Source organism: Pseudarthrobacter sp. TE3704 (assembly GCF_056279405.1).
Genome location: NZ_JBWCCJ010000006.1, coordinates 105,028 through 129,309, shown reverse-complemented (window position 1 = coordinate 129,309; position 24,282 = coordinate 105,028). Strand labels below are relative to the sequence as shown.

Annotated in this window: 23 protein-coding genes; 16 read left to right on the top strand and 7 right to left on the bottom strand. The window is 66.6% G+C overall.

The window, feature by feature from the left end; genetic code table 11:
• Window positions 1-6: 6 nt before the first annotated feature.
• A complete protein-coding gene (locus ACZ9BC_RS16775; protein WP_476246910.1) occupies window positions 7-1,203 on the bottom strand; it encodes a sensor histidine kinase in 1,197 nt (398 codons plus the stop codon).
• A 182-nt stretch (window positions 1,204-1,385) separates the two neighbouring features.
• On the opposite strand from ACZ9BC_RS16775, the gene ACZ9BC_RS16770 reads away from it, so the two are divergent.
• Window positions 1,386-1,766: a DUF485 domain-containing protein gene (locus tag ACZ9BC_RS16770; protein WP_079595543.1), complete on the top strand. Its 381-nt coding sequence runs from the start codon at window positions 1,386-1,388 to the stop codon at window positions 1,764-1,766.
• The gene (locus ACZ9BC_RS16765; RefSeq protein WP_079595542.1) at window positions 1,763-3,379 is read left to right on the top strand and encodes a solute symporter family protein; all 1,617 of its coding nucleotides are present in this window, start codon (window positions 1,763-1,765) and stop codon (window positions 3,377-3,379) included. Before ACZ9BC_RS16770 ends, ACZ9BC_RS16765 begins: the two co-directional genes overlap by 4 nt.
• A gap of 109 nt (window positions 3,380-3,488) precedes the next feature.
• Here ACZ9BC_RS16765 and ACZ9BC_RS16760 read toward each other — a convergent pair whose 3' ends face one another.
• The 4 genes from ACZ9BC_RS16760 to ACZ9BC_RS16745 form a co-directional block, all read right to left on the bottom strand.
• Window positions 3,489-4,118, bottom strand: coding sequence for a hypothetical protein (locus ACZ9BC_RS16760; RefSeq protein ID WP_476246909.1), 630 nt, complete (start codon window positions 4,116-4,118; stop codon window positions 3,489-3,491).
• 5 nt (window positions 4,119-4,123) lie between these two features.
• Window positions 4,124-4,528 carry a DUF4383 domain-containing protein gene (locus tag ACZ9BC_RS16755; protein WP_275726539.1) on the bottom strand — a complete coding sequence of 135 codons (405 nt, stop codon included), beginning with the start codon at window positions 4,526-4,528 and terminating at the stop codon, window positions 4,124-4,126.
• Window positions 4,529-4,665: 137 nt separating this feature from the next.
• Window positions 4,666-5,322 (bottom strand): hypothetical protein, encoded by a 657-nt coding sequence (locus ACZ9BC_RS16750; protein ID WP_476246908.1) that lies wholly within the window; start codon window positions 5,320-5,322, stop codon window positions 4,666-4,668.
• Between the two features lie 146 nt (window positions 5,323-5,468).
• Entirely contained in the window at window positions 5,469-5,942 is a 474-nt protein-coding gene (locus ACZ9BC_RS16745; protein ID WP_275726534.1) for an Lrp/AsnC family transcriptional regulator, read from the bottom strand.
• Between the two features lie 194 nt (window positions 5,943-6,136).
• Here ACZ9BC_RS16745 and pdhA point away from each other — a divergent pair, with 194 nt between their 5' ends.
• The 3 genes from pdhA to ACZ9BC_RS16730 are packed head-to-tail and all read left to right on the top strand — an operon-like array spanning window position 6,137 to window position 9,707.
• The gene (pdhA, locus tag ACZ9BC_RS16740) at window positions 6,137-7,306 is read left to right on the top strand and encodes a pyruvate dehydrogenase (acetyl-transferring) E1 component subunit alpha (RefSeq protein ID WP_476246907.1); all 1,170 of its coding nucleotides are present in this window, start codon (window positions 6,137-6,139) and stop codon (window positions 7,304-7,306) included.
• Window positions 7,306-8,316 carry an alpha-ketoacid dehydrogenase subunit beta gene (locus tag ACZ9BC_RS16735; protein ID WP_476246906.1) on the top strand — a complete coding sequence of 337 codons (1,011 nt, stop codon included), beginning with the start codon at window positions 7,306-7,308 and terminating at the stop codon, window positions 8,314-8,316. Before pdhA ends, ACZ9BC_RS16735 begins: the two co-directional genes overlap by 1 nt.
• 8 nt (window positions 8,317-8,324) lie before the next feature.
• A complete protein-coding gene (locus ACZ9BC_RS16730) occupies window positions 8,325-9,707 on the top strand; it encodes a dihydrolipoamide acetyltransferase family protein (RefSeq protein ID WP_476246905.1) in 1,383 nt (460 codons plus the stop codon).
• A gap of 111 nt (window positions 9,708-9,818) precedes the next feature.
• Here the strand turns inward: ACZ9BC_RS16730 and ACZ9BC_RS16725 are convergent, their stop codons facing one another.
• Complete coding sequence (locus ACZ9BC_RS16725) at window positions 9,819-10,568, bottom strand: SACE_7040 family transcriptional regulator (protein ID WP_476246904.1); 750 nt, start codon at window positions 10,566-10,568, stop codon at window positions 9,819-9,821.
• Window positions 10,569-10,711: 143 nt separating this feature from the next.
• Here ACZ9BC_RS16725 and ACZ9BC_RS16720 point away from each other — a divergent pair, with 143 nt between their 5' ends.
• The 7 genes from ACZ9BC_RS16720 to ACZ9BC_RS16690 all read left to right on the top strand — a co-directional run bounded on the left by ACZ9BC_RS16720 (window position 10,712) and on the right by ACZ9BC_RS16690 (window position 18,819).
• Entirely contained in the window at window positions 10,712-12,319 is a 1,608-nt protein-coding gene (locus ACZ9BC_RS16720) for a carboxyl transferase domain-containing protein (RefSeq protein ID WP_476246903.1), read from the top strand.
• A gap of 7 nt (window positions 12,320-12,326) precedes the next feature.
• Window positions 12,327-14,570, top strand: coding sequence for an acetyl/propionyl/methylcrotonyl-CoA carboxylase subunit alpha (locus ACZ9BC_RS16715; protein ID WP_476246902.1), 2,244 nt, complete (start codon window positions 12,327-12,329; stop codon window positions 14,568-14,570).
• A gap of 2 nt (window positions 14,571-14,572) precedes the next feature.
• Window positions 14,573-15,736: an acyl-CoA dehydrogenase family protein gene (locus tag ACZ9BC_RS16710; protein ID WP_476246901.1), complete on the top strand. Its 1,164-nt coding sequence runs from the start codon at window positions 14,573-14,575 to the stop codon at window positions 15,734-15,736.
• An 83-nt stretch (window positions 15,737-15,819) separates the two neighbouring features.
• A complete protein-coding gene (locus ACZ9BC_RS16705) occupies window positions 15,820-16,632 on the top strand; it encodes a CoA transferase subunit A (protein WP_476246900.1) in 813 nt (270 codons plus the stop codon).
• A gap of 2 nt (window positions 16,633-16,634) precedes the next feature.
• On the top strand, window positions 16,635-17,411 hold the full coding sequence (locus tag ACZ9BC_RS16700; RefSeq protein ID WP_476246899.1) for a CoA transferase subunit B: 777 nt from the start codon (window positions 16,635-16,637) through the stop codon (window positions 17,409-17,411).
• Window positions 17,408-17,983 carry a MaoC family dehydratase gene (locus ACZ9BC_RS16695; protein ID WP_476246898.1) on the top strand — a complete coding sequence of 192 codons (576 nt, stop codon included), beginning with the start codon at window positions 17,408-17,410 and terminating at the stop codon, window positions 17,981-17,983. Before ACZ9BC_RS16700 ends, ACZ9BC_RS16695 begins: the two co-directional genes overlap by 4 nt.
• On the top strand, window positions 17,980-18,819 hold the full coding sequence (locus tag ACZ9BC_RS16690; protein WP_476246897.1) for an HpcH/HpaI aldolase/citrate lyase family protein: 840 nt from the start codon (window positions 17,980-17,982) through the stop codon (window positions 18,817-18,819). Before ACZ9BC_RS16695 ends, ACZ9BC_RS16690 begins: the two co-directional genes overlap by 4 nt.
• Before the next feature lie 61 nt (window positions 18,820-18,880).
• On the opposite strand, the gene ACZ9BC_RS16685 is transcribed toward ACZ9BC_RS16690, so the two are convergent.
• Window positions 18,881-20,347: a lipase maturation factor family protein gene (locus ACZ9BC_RS16685; RefSeq protein WP_476246896.1), complete on the bottom strand. Its 1,467-nt coding sequence runs from the start codon at window positions 20,345-20,347 to the stop codon at window positions 18,881-18,883.
• Between the two features lie 72 nt (window positions 20,348-20,419).
• On the opposite strand from ACZ9BC_RS16685, the gene dxr reads away from it, so the two are divergent.
• From dxr to ACZ9BC_RS16665, 4 genes are all read left to right on the top strand, one after another.
• On the top strand, window positions 20,420-21,604 hold the full coding sequence (dxr, locus tag ACZ9BC_RS16680; protein ID WP_476246895.1) for a 1-deoxy-D-xylulose-5-phosphate reductoisomerase: 1,185 nt from the start codon (window positions 20,420-20,422) through the stop codon (window positions 21,602-21,604).
• An 18-nt stretch (window positions 21,605-21,622) separates the two neighbouring features.
• Complete coding sequence (locus ACZ9BC_RS16675; protein WP_476246894.1) at window positions 21,623-22,954, top strand: M50 family metallopeptidase; 1,332 nt, start codon at window positions 21,623-21,625, stop codon at window positions 22,952-22,954.
• Between the two features lie 87 nt (window positions 22,955-23,041).
• Window positions 23,042-23,746, top strand: coding sequence for a MarR family transcriptional regulator (locus tag ACZ9BC_RS16670; RefSeq protein WP_476246893.1), 705 nt, complete (start codon window positions 23,042-23,044; stop codon window positions 23,744-23,746).
• On the top strand, window positions 23,743-24,270 hold the full coding sequence (locus tag ACZ9BC_RS16665; protein WP_476246892.1) for a hypothetical protein: 528 nt from the start codon (window positions 23,743-23,745) through the stop codon (window positions 24,268-24,270). The genes ACZ9BC_RS16670 and ACZ9BC_RS16665 overlap by 4 nt, the downstream gene beginning before the upstream one ends.
• Window positions 24,271-24,282: the final 12 nt, after the last annotated feature.

Genomic DNA, 24,282 nt, shown 5'->3' with positions numbered 1-24,282 from the left:
GGCAGGTCACGCGTCGTGACCGGGCTGGGACTTGGGCACCCGCATGGTGATCAGTGTCCCTTCGCCGGGAGCGGTTTCGATGACCAGGCCGTGGCCGTTGCCGTAGACCTGCCGCAGCCGGGCGTCCACGTTCCGCAGCCCCACGTGCTCCCCGTCGCTGTGCCCCGCGAGCATTGACTGCAGCTGTTCGGGGTCCATGCCCACGCCGTCGTCCTCAATGGTGACCTGGGCAAACGCGCCGGCGTCGTCCGCGGTGATGCTGATGTGGCCCGGTCCTTCCTTGGCCTCCAGCCCGTGCCGGACGGCGTTTTCCACCAGCGGCTGCAGGCTCAGGAACGGGATGACGGTGCCAAGCACCTCGGGCGCCACGCGCAGGCTGACCTGGACCCGCTCTCCGAACCTCGCCCGTTCCAGGAGCAGGTAGCGGTCAATGCACCGCAGTTCCTCGGCAAGCGTGGTGAAGTCCCCGTGCCGGCGGAAGGAATAGCGCGTGAAATCGGCGAACTCCACCACCAGTTCCCGCGCCCGTGCCGGATCCGTATTGATGAAGGACGCGATCGCGTTCAGCGAGTTGTAGATGAAGTGGGGGCTGATCTGGGCGCGCAGCGCCCGCACCTCGGCTTCCATCAGCTGGGTGCGGGAGGCGTCCAGCTCTGCGAGCTCCACCTGCACGGCCACCCAGTCCGCCACCTCGCTGGTGGCCCGGACCAGTCCTGCACCCACGGATGGCGCGAAGGCGGCGACGGCGCCCACCACCCGGGTGCCTGCGCGGACCGGTGCGATGACAGCGGCGAGCGGGCCGCCGGTGGCGTCCATGGCCCCGCTGGCCTCTCCGGCGGGGAGGACGGCTGTCCGGCCGCCCGCCAGGACACCGGCAGCAAGGTCCATCAGCCGGGGCTTCAGCTCCTCGCCGGCCCCGTCCCACGCCAGCACACCGGAGGTGTCCATGATGGCCAGCGCGTCACACCCGAGGAGGCTGCGCAGCTGGCGGCCGGCCTTCGCCGCGCCCGCGGGATTAAGGCCGCGGCGGAGGTGCTGGCCAGCCTGGGACGCGGCGTGGAGCGTGTGGTACGTGGCGCGCTCCGCGTCAGTGCCAAGGTCCCGGAAGGAACGGAGCACCTTGAGTCCCACGCCGACGACGACGGCGATGGCCATGGCGATCACGGCCACGGCCGCGGCGGTCAGGAGGGGGGAGTCCGGCATGCTGCCCAGCGTAGCGGCGGGTGCCGTTTGCCGCAGCATTCCGACCGCTGGGCGACCGCACCGGGGCCAGGTCTGGAATGTAGCGGTCCCCGCGCAGCACAGTGATTGCAGTCACACTTCCGGTGTCCCAGCCCAGGGCCAACCGCCCGGTGTGTCCCGGCAAGTCTCAATGAGGAGGAACGATGGGTAACGATGCCCATACTCCGGACGCAGCGGCGTCCGTGGACTTTGAACAGGTCCAGTCGACCGGGCAGTTCCAGGAACTGCGCAAGCGACACCGCAGCTTTGTTTTCCCCATGGCAATCGCCTTCCTGCTGTGGTACTTCGCCTACGTCCTGCTCGCCGACTACGCCGTGGGCTTCATGTCCACCAAGGTCTGGGGCAACATCAACATCGGCCTGATCTTCGGACTGCTGCAGTTCGTCTCCACGTTCGCCATCACGGGATGGTACGTCCACTACTCCAACAAGCGGCTGGACCCCATCGCCAAGGAGATCCGGGACGAGATCGAGGGCCACGAATTCGATAAGCAGGGCAACCGGGTAGGTGGAGTCAACAAATGATCAACATAGCTGCCGCGGTGGACGTCGCCGCACTCAAGGACACCACCCTGTTGAACATGGGCATCTTCGGCATCTTCGTGGCCGTCACCATGGTGATTGTGTTCAGGGCCAGCCGGAACAACAAAACCGCCGCTGACTACTACGCTGCCGGGCGTTCCTTCACGGGCTCGCAGAATGGAACCGCCATCGCCGGCGACTACCTCTCGGCGGCCTCGTTCCTGGGCATCACGGGCGCCATCGCCATCAACGGGTACGACGGCTTCATGTACTCCATCGGCTTCCTGGTGGCCTGGCTGGTGGCGCTGCTCCTGGTGGCTGAACTGCTGCGCAACACCGGCAAGTTCACCATGGCGGACGTGCTCTCCTTCCGGCTGAAGCAGCGGCCCGTCCGCATCGCCGCGGCCATCTCCACCCTGGCTGTGTGCTTCTTCTACCTCCTGGCCCAGATGGCGGGTGCCGGCAGCCTGATCTCCCTGCTGCTGGGCATCAGCGACTGGGGCGGACAGGCACTGGTGATCATCGTCGTCGGCGCCCTCATGATCATGTACGTCCTGATCGGCGGCATGAAGGGCACCACCTGGGTCCAGATCATCAAGGCCATCCTGCTGATCGCCGGTGCGGCGGTCATGACGCTCTGGGTGCTGGCCATCTACGGCTTCAACCTTTCCAGCCTCCTGGGCGCGGCCGTGGAGACCGCCAACAACCCGGCCGTCCTGAACCCCGGCCTGCAGTACGGCAAGACCGAGACCTCCAAGCTCGACTTCATGTCCCTGGGCCTTGCCCTGGTCCTGGGAACTGCCGCCCTGCCCCACGTCCTGATGCGCTTCTACACGGTCCCCACTGCCAAGGAAGCCCGCAAGTCCGTGGTGTGGTCCATCTGGCTGATCGGCCTCTTCTACCTGTTCACCCTGGTTCTCGGCTATGGCGCCGCAGCCCTGGTGGGTCCCGAAACCATCAGGACCGCCCCGGGCGGCGTCAACTCGGCAGCTCCGCTGCTGGCCTTCTACCTCGGCGGGCCGCTGCTCCTCGGCTTCATCTCGGCCGTGGCCTTCGCCACCATCCTTGCCGTCGTGGCCGGCCTGACCATTACCGCAGCCGCGTCCTTCGCCCATGACATCTACGCCAGCGTCATCTCCAAGGGCAAGGCCGACGCCGACACCGAAGTTAAGGTTGCCCGGCGCACCGTAGTGGTCATCGGCGTCCTGGCCATCCTGGGCGGCATCCTCGCCAACGGCCAGAACGTGGCGTTCCTGGTGGCCCTCGCCTTCGCCGTGGCGGCATCGGCAAACCTGCCCACCATCATCTACTCCCTGTTCTGGCGGAAGTTCACCACCCAGGGCGCAGTGTGGAGCATGTACGGCGGGCTCGGTGCAGCCATCGTGCTGATCATCTTCTCCCCGGTGGTGTCCGGCGGAGCAACGTCGATGATCAAGGACGCCAACTTCGCGCTCTTCCCGCTGAGCAACCCGGGCATTGTGTCCATCCCGCTGGCCTTCTTCCTGGGCTGGCTCGGAACCGTCCTCGACAAGAAGCGCGAAGACACCGCGAAGCAGGCCGAGATGGAAGTCCGTTCCCTCACCGGAGTGGGCGCCGAAAAGGCCGTCAACCACTGACGTTCCAACCCCGGCGGCCTCCACTGGCCACCGCTAACAGAAAGAGCCTCCGTTCCGCGGCAAGCGGGACGGAGGCTCTTTTTGTGGAGGGCCCTTTTGTGGAACGCTCCTAGCGTTGGTGGTGCCCGCCGGTGGCGGGAGCGCTACCGTGTTCGCCGTGCGGGACGGCGAACTGACCCGCCGTTGAAGCGGCGAGTCCCGGCGTCGTAATTCCTGCGACTACAACTGCACCTGCGAAGGCGGCCAGCAGCAGCCGGCCGGGTTTGCCGGTGGGGACAGCGCCCGCCGGAGGTACCCGCAGCCGCCCGGAGGTCCGGCGCAGCCAGGCGAGAGCCGCAATGATCATCAGGGTCAGCAGCAGGGCGGCCGCCTGGCTCAGGTTAAGCCCCGACGTCGCAGGGGTGCTGAGGAGGATGGCTGCCACATGGACCCCGGCCGCTGCGACGAGGGTCCATCCTGCCGCCCTGCCGCCCGGGAGACTTCCCCTGGCCAGGTAAACAACGGCAGCGGCGAGGAGCCCGGCTCCCCACAGTCCGGCAAGTCCGCCCGCCGCGTATCCAACCGCTCCAGGACCTTCCGCCCCCAACGCGAAGAAGCTCGAGGAGATGGCAAGATTGACCGTCCCGGCCCCAAAACCGGCGAAACCGACGAAGAGCCGGACTGCCGCTGGCTTGGATCCCTCCCCGTCCGGCGGGGACGCCGGAAGGGACGGAATGCCGGTTGCCGTCTGCTGGGACATGGTCCCTATGCCCGTACGGTCGCCGGGGACTTGTCGAGCGACAGGCCGACGCCCAGCAGGAGCACTGCACTGGCAAGGTGCAGCACGTTGTCCGCACCGTTCAGCGCGATGATGTTCAGCGGGGAGGCCAGCAGGAAGAGGCCCAGCACGCCGACCAGCAGGTACACGGCGCCAACGGTGGTGTTCACCGTGCGGGCGCTCGCGGTGCCCTTCACCCCGGCGAAGAGGAGTGCGGCGCCGATGGCGAGGTGGATGATGTTGTGCAGCGGATTGACTTCAAAAATGATGAGGTTGGCGCCCTCGGTGGCGGCGAAGCCAACCCCGGATGTGACGGCGAAGCCCAGGAGGCCGACCAGCAGGTAGACGGCTCCGAAGACGGTGGCGACGAGACGGTTGGGTGATGTGCGCATGGCCCGAATCCTTCCGGTAAGGCGGGTGGCTTGATTCCCGCCGGACTGCAGGTCCCTGGCCGGGACCCTCGGAAGCAATTCGGACCATGCAGGGGCGTGGATGGGTAAAAGATCATCACCCTTCCTTACGCGGCCGGTTACGCTGCGGGCCTCAGCTTGATGTTGGTCATCTTCAGCTCATCGGTGCCCTCGAACCGGTACGCGAGGTCCACGTTCTTGCCGTCGCAGGTGATGAGGCCGGCAACATCGGCGGACTTAATGCCGTTTTCCGTGGCCACCTGGAGATCGTTGTAGGCCGGTTCGCACGTATCGTCCATTCCCAGGCTTTCGATGCCGGCGATAAAGGATTCCTTGGACAGCTGCTCCTGCAGCGCCGGGTCCAGGTAGTCGTCGTAGGCTTTGGAGCTGTCGCCTGCGATCACCAGCTTGGTGAAGCCGTCGGCGAGGCCTTTGGCCTGGTTGGTGGCACTGCCTGCCACATTCACAAGGATGATGACGCCGAGGATCACCAGCAGCAGGACGCCGCCAATGCTTGCCAGGATGATCCACAGCTTCCGCCGGCTTTTCGCCGGGGGCTCCCCGGGGAGGCCGAACGGGCCGGATCCCGGCTGCTCGGGTTGTGGTTGCGCGTACTGTGGTTGCCCGTATTGTGGTTGCCCGTATTGTGTCTGTCCGTACGGTGTTTGTCCGTACGCCGGCTGGTTTCCGGCCGGGGTCTGCTGCGGCTGTTGGGGCAGCGGCTGGGGCCCGGAGCCGGTGCTGCCCGGCTGGTACGGTTCCTGGGGACTGCTCAAGGTGGGGCCTTTCCGAAGTGGTGCATGCACCGCCTGGTTGCGGAGCCTTCGTTCCGGTCCCGGCGGATATCTTGGACCAGCCTATAACCCGGGCCGCTGGCGCCGTACTCCAAACCAGCCGCCCGCCGTCGTAATTCATGCCACCGCTAGCTGCGCTCTGAACCCCGGTCCAGGAGGGGCTGCACCCGGAAGGGGATGAGTTCACCCATGGCCAGCGCGGTGTCTGTCCGGTCCACGCCGTCGCACGCAAGGATCTTCCCGTTGATGCGGAACAGGTCTTCGGCGTCCAGTGCCACCACCCGCAGCAGCAGGTCGGCGGATCCGGTGAGGCCGTAGCCTTCCAGGATTTCCGGGATATCGGCCAGTTCCGTGGCCAGCCGGGTGAGCTTCTGCTGCTGGACGTGCACAGAGATGAACGCCATCAGCGGATAACCCAGCGAGGCTGGATTGATGCGCCGTTCGAAGGACAGGAAGACGTGCTTTTTCTCCAGCTGGGACATCCGGGCCTGCACCGTGTTCCGGGACAGGCCAAGCTTCTGGGCGAGTGCCACCACCGTTCTGCGGGGGTCCTGTGCCAGGGCCGAAAGGAGGCGGGTGTCGGTGCCATCCAGAGCTTGCATAATGCGCAACGCTAGCACGGTCCTGCGCCGCCAAACAGAGCATTGTGCTCAGTAGGCGCCGCGGTGGTTGTACCTCCTGAGCATTGTGAGTAGGGTCACAATATTCGGGGCAACGGCGCCCGGGAGGCCTGCGGATCAGGGGACCACAAGTTCCAACGCTGCAGGTCAACGACGTGAGAAGGTTGCGGGCTATCGTGTCTACAGACGGAACGGGCCAGGGCAGTGCAAAGGCCCACAACAGCGCCCAGGGTACCCACGGACCTGCCCATGGGCTGGTCCAGCTGATCACCCCTTCCGGGGAACGGGTCAGCCATCCGGAATTCGACTTCTGGGTCAGGGACATCACGGACGAACAGCTGTGCTCGCTGTTCGAGGATATGAGCGTCATCCGGCGCATCGACGTTGAAGCCACGGCACTGCAGCGCCAGGGTGAACTCGCGCTCTGGCCCCCGCTGCTTGGCCAGGAGGCGGCGCAGATCGGTTCGGGCCGGTCCTTGCGCCCCGACGACTTCGTGTTCTCCAGCTACCGGGAAAACGGCGTGGCATACTGCCGGGGCGTGGATCTGACGGACCTGGTCCGCGTCTGGCGAGGCAACGCATCAGCCGGGTGGGATCCCTACACGGTCAACATGGCCACCCCGCAGATCATCATCGGAGCCCAGACGCTGCACGCCACCGGCTATGCCATGGGCATCCAGAACGACGGCGCCGACTCCGTAGCCGTCACCTATTTCGGGGACGGCGCAACCAGCGAGGGCGACGTCAACGAGGCCATGGTATTTGCCGCCAGCTTCCAGGTTCCGGTCGTGTTCTTCTGCACGAACAACCACTGGGCCATTTCCGAGCCCGTGCGGCTCCAGTCACACATCCAGCTCGCGGACAGGGCCACCGGCTTCGGAATCCCCAGCATGCGCGTGGACGGCAACGATGTCCTGGCCGTGATGGCCGCGACCCGCGTTGCCCTTGACCGGGCACGCCGCGGGGGCGGTCCCACGTTCATTGAAGCTGTCAGCTACCGGATGGGACCGCACACCACGGCCGATGACCCAACCCGGTACCGGGACCCCAACGAGCTCGAGGACTGGGCGGCAAAGGACCCGATCAGCCGGGTGGCGGCCCTGCTGGGCCGGAAGGGGCTGCTGACTGACGAGCTGCAGCAGCAGGTTAAGGACAAGGCCGACGCCGCGGCCCGCGAGATGCGCAACGGCTGCACCACCATGCCGGACCCGCAGCCGCTGGACGTCTTCAAGCACGTGTACAGCACACCCAACTCCTGGCTGGACCGGCAGCAGGAGCACTACGCCCGTTACCTGGCCTCCTTCGGTGATCCCGCCGGGGCCACTTCTGAAGAAGGTGCACGCTGATGACCCAGATGACCTTTGCCCGTGCCATCAACGCGGGCTTGCGCAAATCCCTCGAAAACGATCCCAAGGTAGTCCTCCTCGGCGAGGACATCGGTACCCTCGGGGGCGTCTTCCGGGTGACGGACGGGCTGCAGAAAGACTTCGGGAAACACCGCGTGGTGGATACCCCGCTCGCCGAATCCGCCATCGTGGGGACGGCCGTCGGCCTCGCATACCGGGGTTACCGGCCCGTGGTGGAAATCCAGTTTGACGGCTTTATCTACCCCGCGTTCGACCAGATCGTCAGCCAGGTGGCCAAGCTGCACTACCGCACGCGGGGCGCGGTGAAGATGCCCATTACCATCAGGGTCCCGTTCGGCGGGGGCATCGGCTCGCCCGAGCACCATTCCGAATCACCGGAAGCGTACTTCACGCACACCTCCGGCCTGCGCGTGGTGACCGTTTCCAACCCGCAGGACGCCTGCACCGTGATCCAGCAGGCCATCTCCTGCGACGACCCCGTCATCTACTTCGAACCCAAGCGCCGCTACCACGACAAAGCCGACGTGGATGATGCCGTTGACTTCCGCACCGCAGCACCCATGGACCAGGCACGGGTCCTCACCGAAGGCACCGACGTCACCCTTGTCGCCTATGGGCCCCTGGTCAAAACTGCCCTCGACGCCGCTGCAGCCGCCGCGGACGAGGGGATCTCCATCCAGGTCATCGACCTGCGCTCGCTGGCCCCCGTCGATTACGGCACGGTTGTCGGCTCGGTCCGGCGCACCGGCCGCCTGGTCATCACCCACGAAGCCGGTCAATCAGGCGGACTCGGGGCAGAGGTGGCGGCAAGCATCACGGAACGCTGCTTTTACCACCTGGAAGCTGCACCGGTCCGGGTCACCGGCTTCGACATTCCGTACCCCTATTCGAAGCTGGAGATGCACCACCTGCCCGGCCTGGACCGCATCCTCGACGGAGTGGACCGGGCCCTCGGCAGGCCCAACTCCCTCAGCGGGCTGGAAGGATGAGCGTCACCATGATCAAGGAATTCCGGCTCCCGGACCTGGGCGAAGGACTCACCGAGTCCGAGATCCTCAGCTGGAAGGTGGGAGTGGGCGACACTGTCACCCTGAACCAGGTGATCGCCGAAGTAGAAACTGCCAAGGCAGTGGTGGAACTGCCGTCACCGTTCGCCGGAGTCATCAAGGAGCTCCACGAACAGCCCGGAACCATCGTCGAGGTGGGCAAACCGATCGTGTCGTTTGAAGTGACGGACGACGCCGGCACGCCACCTTCCGCGTCAGGTGACACTGCCGCCGGGGTCCGGGAAGCGGAAGGGGAGGCGCCTAAGAGGCAACCGAACCTGGTGGGGTACGGCGCCGTCGTCGAAAGTTCCGGACGCCCCACCCGCCGGCCACGGAACTTCGCCGCCCCGGTGGTTGAGCCTGTCGAAACCAGGCCGGTCGAAACCAGGCCTGTCCAAACCGTGCCTGTCGAAATCCGGTTTGCCGAAACGACGCCGGGTGAGCGGCCCCGCTCCACTCCGCCGGTGCGCAAGCTGGCCAAGGACCTCGGCGTGGACCTGGCGGCAGTCACCGGCACTGGCCCGTCCGGGCTTATTACCCGGGAGGACGTGCAGGCCTACCTGAGCGGCGCGTCGGCCGAGGTCCAGGGTGCCGGACAGCCGGTTCCGGGCGGCCGGGAAACCGGGGCGGGGGAGCGGGAAACCCGGACCCCCATCAAGGGTGTCCGGAAATTTACGGCCGCAGCGATGGTGGAAAGTGCCTTCACCGCCCCGCACGTCACGGAGTTCCTCACCGTCGACGTCACTCCGGCCATGGAGCTCCTCGGCAGGCTCAAGGGCAGCCGGGAATTCTCGGCCTTGAAGCTGACGCCCCTGACCCTGGCGGCGAAGGCAGTGCTTATCGCCCTGCGGCGGAATCCCGCCCTGAATGCCCGCTGGGATGAAGCGAACCAGGAGATCGTCACCTTCAACTACGTGAACCTGGGCATTGCGGCAGCCACACCGCGCGGACTGACGGTGCCGAACATCAAGGATGCCGATGCAATGTCCCTTGCGCAGCTGGCTGAAGCGTTGACGGCCCTCACCGAAACTGCCCGTGCGGGAAAGACCACTCCGGCGGACCTCTCCGGGGGAACTGTTTCGATCACGAATATCGGCGTCTTCGGCATCGACGCCGGCACACCCATCCTCAACCCGGGGGAAGCGGCCATCCTTGCCGTCGGCGCCGTGCGGACCATGCCGTGGGAATACCGTGGCGAGGTGGCCCTGCGGCAGATCATGACGCTCAGCCTGTCCTTCGACCACCGCCTCGTGGACGGCGAACAGGGATCGAGGTTCCTGGCCGACGTCGGGGCCATCCTGGCCGAACCCGGCATGGTCCTGGCCATGGTCTAGGTACGGGCTCCTGCTGCAGCCAGCACACGCGTCCCCTGCCCGCATAGGCGGTGCTGCCCGGCACCGTTCATGCGGGGCCGGGCCGTCGTTGCCCGGGACGCCGGCCGGCGGCTACATATCCGCCGGGTTGTCTACCGTGAGGGCCGCCAGCGCCATCCCCTCAAGCAGCGGCCGGGCAGCAGCGGCCGCGATCCTGCGGCCGTGGCTGCGCACTGAATGGGGCGTGGAGTTGATGAGGCCGAAAGTAGCGTGCGCGCGCACCCGGAGCTCCGAGGTATCGGTGCCGGGGTGCAGCCTGGCGAGCACGCCCACCCACAGCTCCACATAGCTGCGCTGGAGGGTCCGCACCGCCGACTGGTCCTGCTCGGACAGGTTGCTGAAATCCCGGTCCTGTACCCGGATCACGTCAGGCTTGCCCAAGGCAAAGTCCACCTGGAACTCCACCAGCTGCTGCAGCGCGGTCAGGGGGTCCGGATTGTCCTCCACCACTTTGCGGCCGCCGTCCAGCAGCTCTTCGCTCACGGTCACCAGAAGATCCGCCAGGACAGCCTGCTTGCCGGGGAAATGACGGTACACGGCCGGGCCGCTGACGCCTGCGGCTGCTCCGAGGTCCTCCAGCGACACCCGGTTGAAGCCGTTCACGGCAAACAGGGAGGCGGCGGCCGTCAGCAGCGCCTGGCGGCGGTTCTCCTTCGCCTTGCTGCGCTGGGTTGAACTGCTGCGCTGGGTTGAACTGCTCCGCTGGGCTGCAGTGCCTTGCTGGGCTGCAGTGCCCTGCTGGGTTGCACTGCCGTGCTGGGTGGTACTGCTTTGCTGGGCCGGCGTGCGTTCGCTGGTCTGCGTTGCGTCGGTGCTGCGCACATTTCCTCCTCGGACCCGCAGATTCTAGCAAGACGCCTCTGTGTTGGACATCACAGTTAATAGAGACTAACCTGAATTTCAGTTATTGGTCACTAACCGAGTTGGCTCCTGCCGGCCTGGTGTGCACAGGAATGGACCCGTCGATGGAGACCCTTGTCAGCCTGCTGGACCCCAGCAGCGAGGCATTCGGTGCCAACCGCGAAGCCCAGCTCCAGCTGGCGGAGGACCTGCGGAAACGGTTGGCAGACGCCGCCCTGGGGGGTCCCCAGAAGTCCCGGGAACGCCACGTGGCAAGGGGAAAACTCCTGCCCCGCGAGCGCATCGACCAGCTGCTGGATGACGGCAGCCCCTTCCTCGAAATTGCACCCCTCGCCGCCACCGGGATGTACAACGGCGAAGCTCCCGGCGCGGGGGTCATCGCCGGCATAGGCCTGGTGCACGGGCGCCACGTCCTGGTGATCTCCAATGACGCCACGGTTAAAGGCGGCACCTACTATCCGATGACCGTCAAGAAGCACCTGCGGGCCCAGGAAGTCGCACTCGAGAACCGGCTGCCGTGCATCTACCTGGTTGATTCGGGCGGGGCTTTCCTGCCGAAGCAGGACGAGGTTTTTCCGGACAGGGACCACTTCGGCCGCATCTTCTACAACCAGGCGCACCTCTCAGCGGCAAAAATCCCGCAGATCGCCGCGGTGATGGGCTCCTGCACTGCCGGCGGCGCGTACGTCCCGGCCATGAGCGATGAAACCGTCATTGTCCGCAACCAGGGCACCATCTTCCTGGGCGGCCCGCCGCTGGTGAAGGCCGCCATCGGCGAAATTGTCACGGCCGAGGAGCTCGGCGGCGGGGACGTGCATTCGCGGATCTCGGGGGTGACCGACCATTTGGCGGAAAACGACGACCACGCCCTGCAGATCATCCGCGACATCGTGGCCACGCTGCCCAAACCGGCGGCCCCCGCGTGGGACGTGGAACCCGTCGTCGGGCCCGCCGCGGACACAGAGGAGCTGTACGGCGCTGTCCCCACGGACGTCAACGCCCCCTACGACGTCCATGAGGTCATCGCCAGGCTGATTGACGGAAGCAGGTTCCACGAGTTCAAGAAGGACTACGGCACCACCCTGGTCACCGGCTTCGCCCGCCTCCACGGCCATCCAGTGGGCATCGTGGCCAACAACGGCGTGCTGTTCAGCGAGTCGTCCCTCAAAGGCGCACACTTCATTGAGCTTTGCGACCAGCGCGGCATCCCCCTGGTGTTCCTGCAGAACATCTCGGGCTTCATGGTGGGCAGGGACGCGGAGCAGGGCGGCATCGCCAAGAACGGGGCAAAAATGGTCACGGCCGTGGCCACCGCCAGGGTCCCCAAGTTGACGGTGGTGATCGGTGGTTCCTTCGGCGCCGGCAACTACTCCATGTGCGGCCGCGCCTATTCGCCGCGGTTCCTCTGGATGTGGCCGGCAGCCCGGATCTCGGTGATGGGCGGCAACCAGGCGGCAAGCGTGCTGGCCACTGTGAAGCGGGACCAGTACGAAGCGGCCGGTGAGGAATGGTCAGCCCGGGATGAGGAAGAGTTCAAGGCCCCCATCCGCCGGCAATATGAGGACCAGGGCAGCCCGTACTACTCCACGGCCCGGCTCTGGGACGACGGCGTCATCGACCCCGCGGATACCCGCACCGTCCTGGGCCTGGCCCTGGACGTCGTCTCCCGTACCCCCTTGCCGGAAACCTCTTTCGGCCTCTTCCGGATGTGAGCCAGCCATGACCCTGCACTCAACGACGAGCATCACCGCACCCGGCGCGGCCGCCGCCCGCCAACCGTTGTTCGGCACGGTCCTGGTGGCGAACCGCGGAGAAATCGCGTGCCGCGTCATCAGGACCCTCCGCGCCCTGGGCATCCGCTCGGTGGCCGTGTACAGCGATGCCGACGCCGGCGCCCGGCACGTCCGCGAAGCTGACTCGGCCGTGCGGATCGGCCCGGCGGCCGCCGCCGAGAGCTACCTGAACATCGAGGCGGTCATCGGGGCCTGCCGGCAGACCGGCGCCGAGGCTGTGCACCCGGGCTACGGCTTCCTGAGCGAGAACGTTGAGTTTGCCCGTGCTCTGGAAAAGGCCGGCATCACGTTCATCGGGCCAGGCGTTGAAGCCCTGAACATCATGGGGGACAAGATCCGCTCCAAGAACCACGTGGCGGGCTACGGCGTCCCGGTGGTTCCCGGCGTGGCGCGCCCGGGCATGACGGACGCTGACTTGGTGGAGGCTGCCGCCGCCATCGGATTTCCGCTCCTGATCAAGCCCTCCGCGGGAGGCGGCGGCAAAGGCATGCACGCGGTGGAAACACCGGAAGACCTTCCCGGAGTCCTTCCGACTGCCCGGCGGGTGGCGGCCAGCGCGTTCGGTGACGACACCCTGTTCCTGGAACGGCTGGTGACCACCCCGCGGCATATTGAGGTCCAGGTACTGGCGGACAACCACGGCAACGTCATCCACCTTGGCGAACGCGAATGCTCCCTGCAGCGGCGGCACCAGAAAGTGATCGAAGAAGCCCCGTCGCCCTTGCTGGAAAACCTCCCTAACGGGCCGGAAGTCCGGGCCCGCATCGGCGAGGCCGCCTGCAACGCCGCCCGCAGCGTGAACTACAGCGGTGCCGGAACCGTGGAGTTCCTGGTCTCCGATGACGCCCCGGACGAGTTCTTCTTTATGGAGATGAACACCCGCCTCCAGGTTGAGCACCCGGTCACGGAGATGGTCACGGGCGTCGACCTCGTTGAATGGCAGGTGCGGATTGCCGCGGGTGAGGAACTGACCGTCCAGCAGGCCGACGTCGTACTGGAAGGCCACGCCGTGGAGGCACGTGTGTACGCCGAAGTGCCGGAAAAGAACTTCCTGCCGTCCACTGGGCGGGTCTACCTGCTTGATGAGTTGCCGGACGGAGGGGAAGGACGCGTCCGGGTGGATTCGTCACTGGTCGAAGGGCTGCAGCTGTCGTCGAGCTACGACCCGATGATTGGCAAGGTCATCGCCTGGGGTGCGGACCGGGCAACCGCACTGGACACGCTGGATTCGGCGCTCGCCGGCTACACCGCGCTGGGCCTGGACACCAATGTGGAGTACCTTCGGCTCCTGATCAACGATCCCGACGTCAAGGACGGCCACCTGGACACCGGCCTCATTGAGCGGAAGCTGCCTGGCTTTGCTTTCCGGCGCGTCGATGAGGCCGAGCTGGTGGCCGCTGCACTCTTCGTTGTCCAAGCCGGTGACCGGGCCCCACAGTCGGCCGGTCCCTGGCACGCCGGTAATGGCTGGCGGCTGGGAGCTCCCGCTCCCCGGCGGGTGAGCCTCGGAACGCCCGACGGCGGCGTGGCCACCGTTGCGGTCAGCGGCAGTTCCGCCGCGGGAGACAGCGTCGTGACGGTCGACGGCGGTGCCCGCCGGACTGCCTCGTTCCGCATTTCCCGGCGGGGCCACGCGGAGCTGGCCCTCGACGGCGAAGTCCACGAGTATGCGCTGGCTCCGGTCTACCCAGGGCCAGTCCACCCAGGGCCATCCTTCCCGGAACACGGCACCCCGGGACGTCGCACTCGGGAACCCGGCGAGAGGGAGCCGGGGACCCCGCCGTCGGACGCCCCCTTGGAACTGTTCCTCGGCAACGAAGGCTGGTCCTGCCGGCTGGAGGTGCTGAGCCGTGAGGCGCGGCTCGAACGGGTCCTGGCGGCGATCCAGCGGGAGGAAGGAGCCGCTGACCCGGCCGTGCGTTCACCGATGCCCGGCACCGTGGTGTCCGTCCCGGTGGCCGACGGGGACGCCGTCGAAGCCGGCCAGGTCCTGGCTTCGGTGGAGGCCATGAAGATGGAACACCAGCTCCTGGCACCGCTGGCAGGGACGGTGCACCTCACCGCCCGGCCCGGAGACCTGGTGAAGGCGGACCAGATCCTGGCCACCATCCATCCGGCCGCCACCCCGGAACAGCCACAAGACAGTTTGATGAATGGCAAAGGAGCCTAGACATGGCAGGTTTTGAACTTACCGAGGAATACCAGGACCTCAGCGACACCGTCCGCGACTTCGCGGACACCGTGGTGGCCCCGGTATCGGCCAAGCACGACGAGGAGCACAGCTTCCCCTACGACGTGGTGAAGCAGATGGCGGAGATGGGCCTCTTCGGCCTGCCCTTCCCGGAGGAGTTCGGGGGAATGGGCGGGGACTACTTCGCCCTCGCCCTGGCATTGGAACAGCTGGGCCGGGTTGACCAGTCCGTGGCCATCACCCTGGAAGCCGGCGTCTCCCTGGGCGCCATGCCGGTATACCGCTTCGGCACAGACGCCCAGAAGGAGGAATGGCTGCCCATGCTGGCGTCCGGCCAGGCGCTCGCCGGCTTTGGGCTGACGGAACCCGAAGCCGGGTCAGACGCCGGCGGCACCAAGACCCACGCCCGGCGCGAGGGCGGCCAGTGGGTGATCAACGGCAACAAGGAGTTCATCACCAACTCCGGGACGGACATCACCCGGCTGGTGACGGTCACCGCCGTCACCGGACAGAAGGAGCGCCCGGACGGCAGCGTGCAGAAAGAGATCTCCACCATCCTGGTGCCCACTGACACGCCCGGCTTCAAGGCGGAAAAGCCCTACAACAAAGTGGGTTGGAACGCCTCTGACACCCACCCGCTCACGCTAAAGGACGTCCGCGTCCCGGAAGGAAACCTGCTGGGTGCCGAGGGCCGCGGCTACGCCAACTTCCTTTCCATCCTGGACGAGGGCCGCATCGCCATCGCGGCCCTTGCCACCGGGGCCGCCCAGGGCTGTGCGGACCTTTCCGTCAAATACGCCAAGGAGCGCAGGGCCTTCGGCCAGGAAATCGGCAAGTACCAGGCCATCTCCTTCAAGATCGCCCGCATGGAGGCCAGGGCCCACACCGCCCGCCTGGCCTACTACGATGCAGCCGCCCGGATGCTCGCCGGAAAGCCGTTCAAGACGCAGGCGGCCATCGCTAAGATGGTCGCAGGCGAGGCGGCCATGGACAACGCGCGGGATGCCACCCAGGTATTCGGCGGCTATGGCTTCATCAACGAGTTCACCGTGGCACGCCACTACCGCGACTCCAAGATCCTTGAAGTGGGGGAGGGCACCACGGAGGTCCAGCTGATGCTGATCGCCCGCGAACTGGGACTTTAGCGGGTCCGCTGGCCGGCAATGCCGTCCGGCGGTCCAGACTGTCCCGGTGGTCGAGCCTGTCGAGACCCTTGAAAGGACCAACGATGATCAACAAGGTTGTTGCCAGCGCCGACGAAGCAGTGGCGGACATCCCGGACGGCGCCTCCCTGGCCGTGGGCGGGTTCGGACTCTGTGGAATTCCGGTCACCCTCATCGACGCCTTGCACCGTGCCGGCACCTCCGGACTGGAAACGGTCAGCAACAACTGCGGTGTGGACGACTGGGGGTTGGGCATCCTGCTCCGGGACGGGCGCATCCGCCGCACCATCAGCTCCTATGTGGGCGAGAACAAAGAGTTTGCCCGCCAATACCTGGCCGGGGAGCTGGAAGTGGTCCTCACGCCGCAGGGCACCCTCGCGGAGAAGCTGCGGGCCGGCGGCGCCGGGATCCCTGCCTTCTTCACCAAGGCGGGTGTGGGCACGCAGGTTTCCGACGGCGGCCTGCCGCAAAAGTACGACGCCGACGGCGGGATCGCGGTGGCATCGGAACCGAAGGAGGTGCGCTCCTTCGCCGGGGTTGACTACGTGCTGGAGGAGGCCTTGACGCCGGACTTCGGGCTGGTCCACGCGTGGAAGGGCGACCGGCACGGCAACCTCGTATTCCACGCCACCGCCATGAACTTCAACCCGCTCTGCGCCATGGCCGGCCGCATCACCATCGCCGAGGTGGAAGAACTTGTGGAGCCGGGCGAACTGGACCCGGAACACATCCACACCCCCGGTATTTTCGTGCAGCGGGTAGTCCTGGCTTCCAACGCCGAGAAACGCATTGAAAAGCGGACCGTGGCGCTGGCGGCCCCGGCCTCCGGAGGAGGTTCCGTCCAGGGACCCGGCAGCAACCAGCAGGCAGGAGCTTAGCCATGGATCCGAACAGCCCCTACGCTCCGCGGCCCGAAGGCGTCCGCCCCGAGTACCGCCGCGCACCCTCCCAGCAGCACGCCGCCACCGGCGATGCGGCAGGCGAAGCCGAAACCAAAGGCTGGACGCGCAACGAACTGGCCGCCCGGGTGGCCAGGGAGCTCAGCAACGGCCAGTACGTGAACCTCGGAATCGGGATGCCCACGCTGATCCCCAACTACATTCCCGCCGGTGTGGAAGTGGTGCTGCACTCCGAAAACGGAATCCTCGGCGTCGGCCCTTATCCGGCGGAGGATGCCGTGGACCCCGACCTGATCAATGCCGGCAAGGAAACCGTCACCGTCAACAAGGGCTCAGCATTTTTTGACTCTGCATCGTCCTTCGGGATGATCCGGGGCGGCCACGTGGACGTAGCCGTCCTGGGAGCCATGGAGGTGGCAGCGAACGGCGACCTGGCCAACTGGATGATCCCGGGCAAGATGGTCAAGGGCATGGGCGGGGCCATGGACCTGGTGTTTGGCGCCAAGAAGGTCATCGTGATGATGGAGCACGTGGACCGCAGCGGCAGGCCCAAGATCGTCCAGGAGTGCTCGCTCCCGCTGACCGGCAAGGGGTGCGTGGACCGGATCATTACTGACCTCGCCGTCATCGACGTCGTCAAGGACACGTCAGGATCGCGCCTGGTGCTGCGTGAACTGGCACCCAACGTTTCCGCTGAGGACGTTGCCGCGGCCACCGGTGCCGAGCTGTTCGAGGAAGACCAGGAACTCACGGTATGACCGGGAACGAGCTTTCGACAGGCTCAACCACCGGTCCCGCCACGGGCTCTGCCTCCGGCGCCCCACGCGTCATCGAGCAGCGCGGGCTGTACTTCGATGAACTGGAAGAAGGGGTGGTTTACGCCCACCGTCCCGGCCGCACGGTGACGGAGGCGGACAACGTCCTGTTCACCACCCTCACCATGAACACGCAGGCCCTGCACCTCGACGCGGCCTGGAGCGCCGGCCAGCCCTTTGGCCAGCGGCTGGTTAATTCCATGTTCACGCTTTCCACGGTGGTGGGCCAGTCCGTCACCCAGTTGACGCAGGGGACCATCATCGCCCAGCTGGGCCTGACCGACGTGTCCTTCCCGCATCCGCTGTACCACGGGGACACCCTCTATACGGAGACCGTGATCGCCGGGAAGCGGCTCTCCCAATCGCGGCCGGGCCAGGGGATCGTCACCATGCAGCACACCGGCCGGAACCAGGACGGCGCCGTAGTGGCGCTCGCAACCCGAAGCTGCCTGATGTGGACCCGCGAGGCACACACCAGGCAGCCCGGCAACGGACAGGAGACAATGCCGGTATGACCTTTGTGATGGGCCCTGCCCTGCTCTTTTGCCCTGCTGACCGGCCGGAACGCTACCAGAAGGCCGCCACCCGCGCCGACGCCGTCATCCTGGACCTCGAAGACGCCGTTGCCCCTGGTGACAAGCAGCGCGCCCGCGGCGCCATCCTTGCCCAGGTGGGAGCCACGGGCGACGTCCCGGAACTGGATCCCAGCCGGACCATCATCAGGGTGAACCCGGCCGGGACCGAGGAATTCGAAAAGGATCTGCACTCCCTGGCGCACACGCCCTACCGCACGGTCATGCTGGCAAAGGCGGAAAATGCCGAGCAGTTGAAAGCGCTTGAGGCCTACCAGGTCATCGCACTTTGTGAGACTGCCCTCGGCATCCTGAATGCGCCGGCCATTGCCGCCGCCCCCAACGTGGTGGCGCTGATGTGGGGAGCCGAGGACCTCCTGGCAACCCTGGGCGGTATATCCAGCCGCGGTGACGACGGCGGCTACCGGGCCGTGGCCCTCCATGCCCGGTCATCGGTGCTGCTGGCTGCCCGCGCCTTTGGCAAGGAAGCGGTGGACGCCGTGTATGTCAACATCCCGGATCTCACAGGGCTGGCGGCGGAAGCGGCTGACGCCGTTGCGTCCGGCTTCAGTTCCAAAGCCTGCATCCACCCCAGCCAGGCCGCTGTGGTGCGGGGCGCCTACGCTCCTTCCGAAGCGGACGTGGCCGCGGCCTCAGCCCTGCTGCAGGCTGCGCGGACCGCCGGTTCCGGTGTTTTCCAGCACGAGGGAAAGATGATCGACGGGCCCATCCTGAAGCACGCCGAGGCCATCATCCGCCGGGCGGGGGAGCACGCCTAAAAGCCCTGCCGGGACAAGGCCGCCGTGGAGGCCGACGCCGGTTCCCGCGTTGGCCGGCCGCTCACCTTCGCCGGCCTTGCGACCGCCGGAGGGAGATCGGCGGGATGGCCTCGTAGAGCCGGGTACGGACCCACCGGTTCCCCGTCTCCCGGAACTCCTTGCGGGTGGCGAAGCGGTAGTGGTAGCTGAGGACGCGCACCCAGCGGGGCGCCCCGCCGTCGAACGGGTCATGGCGCAGGAGCCGCAGGGTCTTCCGGTCCGCCTCCAGGAGCTTGCCGAGGAACGCGTAGAACCACTCCTCGTGCACCGTCCGCAGCGGCAGGAACCACATGAGCCAGTCCAGCCGCAGGTGGTAGGGGGCGTACTGGCGGGGAACCCGGCGCACATCCCCGGGCTTTCCCTTGAAGCCGTACTCACGCCAGTCGGAGGACTCATCGGGGTCGTCGTCCAGGGTGCCCTCCACCACGATCTCGATGCGCTGCTTGGTGACAGTCCCGAACGCCCCGTAGGTGTTCACCAGCTGCCAGCGGTTGAAGCTCGCATTCATCAGCTGCCCGCGGGAGAACAGGTTCCGGAGCGGCCAGTAACTGAGCACCACCAGCAACAGGGTGGCAGCGAGCGTGATGACCAGCCACCAGAGCGGAGTTTCCCGCGCCACGCCCGCCCCGTGCCAGTCCAGAGGGATGGCCGGCAGGACGGCGTGGGCAGCCGGATCGCTGACGGCGGCGAACGCCAGCACGATGGCGATCCAGTTCAACCAGGCGAAGTTGCCGGTGGCCACCAGCCACAGCTGGGTGAGGATGACGATCGCCGCGGCCACGCTGGCCACCGGCTGGGGAGCGAACAGCAGGAACGGGACCACCAGCTGGGCGAAATGGTTGCCCAGCACTTCCACCTTGTGGAGGGGCTTGGGCAGCAGATGCGCCTGCCGGCTGAGCGGACCGGGCATTGGCTGCGTCTCATGGTGGTAGTACAGCGCGGTCAGGTCGCGCCACTCCCGGCCGCCGCGGATCTTGATCATCCCGGCGCCGAATTCCAGCCGGAACACCAGCCACACGATCAGGATCAGGATGGTCCGGGGCGGGTCCGTCTGGTCAGAACCGAGGAACGCCGCGGTGAAGCCCGCTTCAAGGAGGAGCATCTCCCAGCCGAATCCGTAGAACGTCTGGCCCACGTTCACGATGGACATGTACAGCAGCCAGAGGGACAGGAACGCGATCAGCGGCACCCAGGGAGGTCCCATTTGCGGGAGTCCGGCCACCAGCAGCGCCGATATCACAAGCCCCGTTGCGCAGACGGCCCGCAGCAGGCCGTCGGAGTAGCGCCAGCGGAAGAGGGTGGGCCGGCGCAGCCTGCTGAAGCCGCCCAGGTATTCCGGTGCCGGGAGAAGTCCGCGCTCACCCAGCAGCGCGGGGAACTGATTCAGCGAGGACAGGAACGCCACGAAGTAGAGCGCGGCGATGCCCCGCTGCAGCACTTGCCGGGCGAACTCGTATTCCGGCGCATCGAACCAAGACAGCCAGTCCACGGCATCCACGTTACGCCGGGCCGTGCCGAGGTCAAGGCGCAGCCGGTCAAGGAGGTGCGGGATACTTAACCAATGCAGCCACGCAGAGTCGTCCTCCTCGGATCCACCGGTTCCATCGGCACCCAGGCGATTGACGTCGTCGACGGCGCCCCGCACCTTTTCGAGGTCGTGGCACTCAGCGCAGGCGGCGGCAACCTGGAACTCCTCGCCCGGCAGGCGGTGCATACGGGAGCTGCAGCCGTGGGAATCGCCGGCGGTGATCCGCGAAGCCTGGCCGCCCTGATCGACCAGGCGGCCGCCGCTGCGGGAAAGTCCGGCTACCGGCCCCAGATCGTGTCCGGCCCCGACGCCTCCACCCGCATTGCGGAAATCGAGGCGGACGTGGTGCTCAACGGCATCACGGGTTCAATAGGACTGGCCCCCACCCTGGCGGCGCTCAAGTCCGGCGCCACACTGGCCCTGGCCAACAAGGAGTCCCTCATTGTGGGCGGGGAGATGGTCAAGGCAGCGGCCCGGGACGGCCAGATTGTCCCCGTGGACTCAGAGCACTCCGCGATTGCCCAATGCCTGCGGTCCGGCACGGTCGGTGAAGTGGAAAAACTTATCCTCACCGCGTCCGGAGGCCCGTTCCGGGGCAGGAGCCGTGAGGAACTGCACGGTGTCACCCCGGACGAAGCGCTGGCCCATCCCACCTGGGACATGGGCGTTATGGTCACCACCAACTCAGCCACGCTCGTCAACAAAGGCCTCGAAGTGATTGAGGCGCACCTGCTCTTCGATGTTCCGCTGGACCGGATAGACGTTGTGGTCCACCCGCAGTCCGTGGTGCATTCGATGGTCCAGTTCATCGACGGCTCCGTCATTGCCCAGGCCTCGCCCCCGGACATGCGCCTGCCCATTGCGCTGGGGCTGGGGTGGCCGGACAGGGTGCCCAAGGCTGCGGCCGCCTGCGACTGGACCAAGGCGGCCACCTGGACCTTCGAGCCGCTGGACGTGACCGCTTTCCCCGCCGTCGATCTCGCCAAGGATGCCGCCAGGCAGGGCAGCACCTTCCCGGCAGTCTTCAACGCAGCCAATGAGGAAGCCGTGGCGGCTTTCCACGCCGGCCGCATCCGGTTCACCGACATCGTGGACACGGTGGACGCCGTGCTCAGCGAACATGCAGGTTCTTCCCGGCTCACGGTGGAATCCGTGCTCGATGCTGAGAGCTGGGCACGCGCCCGCGCCCACGAACGTTTAGCAGTCAGCAGTCTCTAGGAAGCAGCAAGCACCTCCATGACCCCCGTTCTCCTTTTTATCCTCGGCGTCGTCTTTGTGGCCATCGGCATCGCCGCCTCCATCGCGCTCCACGAAGTGGGCCACCTGGTGCCCGCCAAGCTCTTCAAGGTGCGCGTGACCAAGTACATGATCGGCTTCGGCCCCACCCTGTGGTCGAAACGGAGGGGCGAAACCGAGTACGGCGTGAAGGTCATTCCGCTGGGCGGCTACGTGTCCATGATCGGCATGTACCCGCCCAACAAGGACGACGGATCGGTCCGCCCGTCCAGCACGGGAATGTTCCAGACCCTGGCCACCGAAGCCCGGTCCATGGCGCATGAGGAAGTTGGCCCGGGCGACGAAAACCGCGTCTTCTACCGGCTTCCGGTCTGGAAAAAGATCATCGTGATGCTCGGCGGACCGGCCATGAACATGGTCCTCGGCCTCATCCTGACGGCCGTCCTGCTGATGGGCTTCGGAATGGCAACGGCCACCACCACCATCTCTGACGTTTCCAAGTGCCAGGTGGCGGCGGGCGAAACGGTGGACCCCGACTCCGCGGACTGCCGGCTGACGCCTGCCGCCGCCGCAGGACTGCAGCCCAATGACACCGTGACGTCCTTCGACGGCAAGGACGTCACCAGCTGGGACCAGCTGACCGAGTGGATCCGCGCCTCCGCCGGCCGCGAGGTAGCCATCACCGTGGAGCGCGACGGCGCCCCCCTCTCCACAACGGTGACTCCCGTTTTGTCCGCCCGGCCCATCATCGGGGTGGACGGCCGGCAGGAGACGGACGACGCCGGCAACCTCCGGTACCAGGACGTCGGCTTCCTGGGAATCGGCGCACACACTGAACTGGTGCCCCAGCCGGCGTCGACCGTCCTGCCCATGGCGGGGGAGAACATCCGGCAGGTTGCCGGCGTCATCTTCAACCTGCCCGCCCGCGTGGTGGGCGTGGCGAAGGCTGCCTTCAGTGAAGAGCCCCGCGATCCCAACGGTCCCATCAGCGTGGTGGGCGTCGGCCGGGTGGCCGGCGAAGTCGCCGCCATGGAGGAAATCCCGGTCCAGTCCCGGGTGGCCACCCTGATCGGGCTGCTGGCAGGGCTGAACTTCGCCTTGGCCGTCTTCAACCTGATCCCGCTTTTGCCGCTCGACGGCGGCCACGTTGCCGGTGCGCTGTACGAAGGTGCCCGGCGATGGGTTGCAAAGCTGTTTGGCAAGCCGGACCCGGGGGCCTTTGACATCGCCAAACTGCTCCCCGTGACGTACGTGGTGGCGGCCTTGCTGATGGGCATGAGCGCCCTGCTGATCTACGCGGACATCGTCAAGCCCGTAAATCTCTTCGGCTGATCCCTAATACTGAAACGGAAACGGTTGATTGCCGGAAATCAGTCATTTTTGATTGAGATCGGATAGTCAGCCGCATATGGTTGATCCATGTTCGTTATGACGATCGACCAGCGGGGCAGCACAGGGGACACGGACCGGGTCCCGGACCTAATCTCGCAGCTTGCCGAACTGACACCTGCTGCCTTTGAGCGCTCCGTGGGCGACGAGCTCCAGGGCGTGGTCGGCGATCCGGCCGATGTTGTGGACATTGCCCTGCATGCGCTGCGGGCCGGCCGGTGGTATGTGGGAATCGGCATCGGAGCGGTATCCCTCCCTGGCGGTGCCAGCCCGCGGGAGGGGACAGGGGCAGCGTTCGTTGCCGCACGCCACGCCGTGGACCGGGCCAAGGCAGCCGGTTCCCAGGTTCCGTTGTCGGTGGTGCCGGGCACTATGGGCAAAGACGCGGAAAGCCGCGCCGTGGACGCCGAGGGGGTGCGGGCCTGTGCCAACGCCGAAGCGGTGCTGCGCCTGCTGGGCCGCGTTGTGCAGGAGCGCACCGATGCCCAGTGGCGGGTGGTGGACGCCCTCCGCCGCCAGGAAGCCGCCAGGCACGGACGCCAAAAGCAGGTGGCGCTGGAGCTTGGAATCAGCGAACAGTCGGTGAGCCGAACCGTACTCCGGTCCGGCTGGCAGGAAGAATGGGCAGCCAGGCCGGCGGCAGCAATGCTCCTGGACCATGCACATTCAACGATTGCCCATTCGAGGACTTCCCGTTCCCAGACTGTCCGTTCCCATAGTGAAGGAGATCAATGAACGCACTGTGGATCACGGTTGCCCTGCTTACCGCAGGTTTTGCGGGCTGGCCCGTGACGGCGCTCGTTTTCAAACTCGCCAGGACCATCGACGACAGGGCGGATGCGGCCAAGGCAGCAGAGCAGGCCCGGCGGGCTGCGGAGGATCCGTCCGCGGACGTCACTGTTGACCCTGTGCGCGGAAGCCACCCGGACGAAGCCGGCCAAAAGGTGGACGGCGAGCTGACGGCTGCACCTGAGCACCCGGCGTCGGGCGCTGCACCTGCGGAGCCAGCCGCATCGGCACAGCGGATCCTGCGCGGCGGAGCCATCATCGGCATCCTGGAGCGGCTGGGAGTGTGCCTGGCCATCCTGACCGGGCAGCCCGTGGCCATCGCCTACATCGTGGCCATCAAAGGCCTGGGCAGGTTCGCGGAGCTGAAGGAGACGCCGGTCGCGGCCGAGCGTTTCATCATCGGAACGTTGACGTCCATGCTCTGGGCAGCCGGTACCGCAGCCGCCGTCAAGGTCCTCTTCCTCAGCTGAACCGCCCTTTTG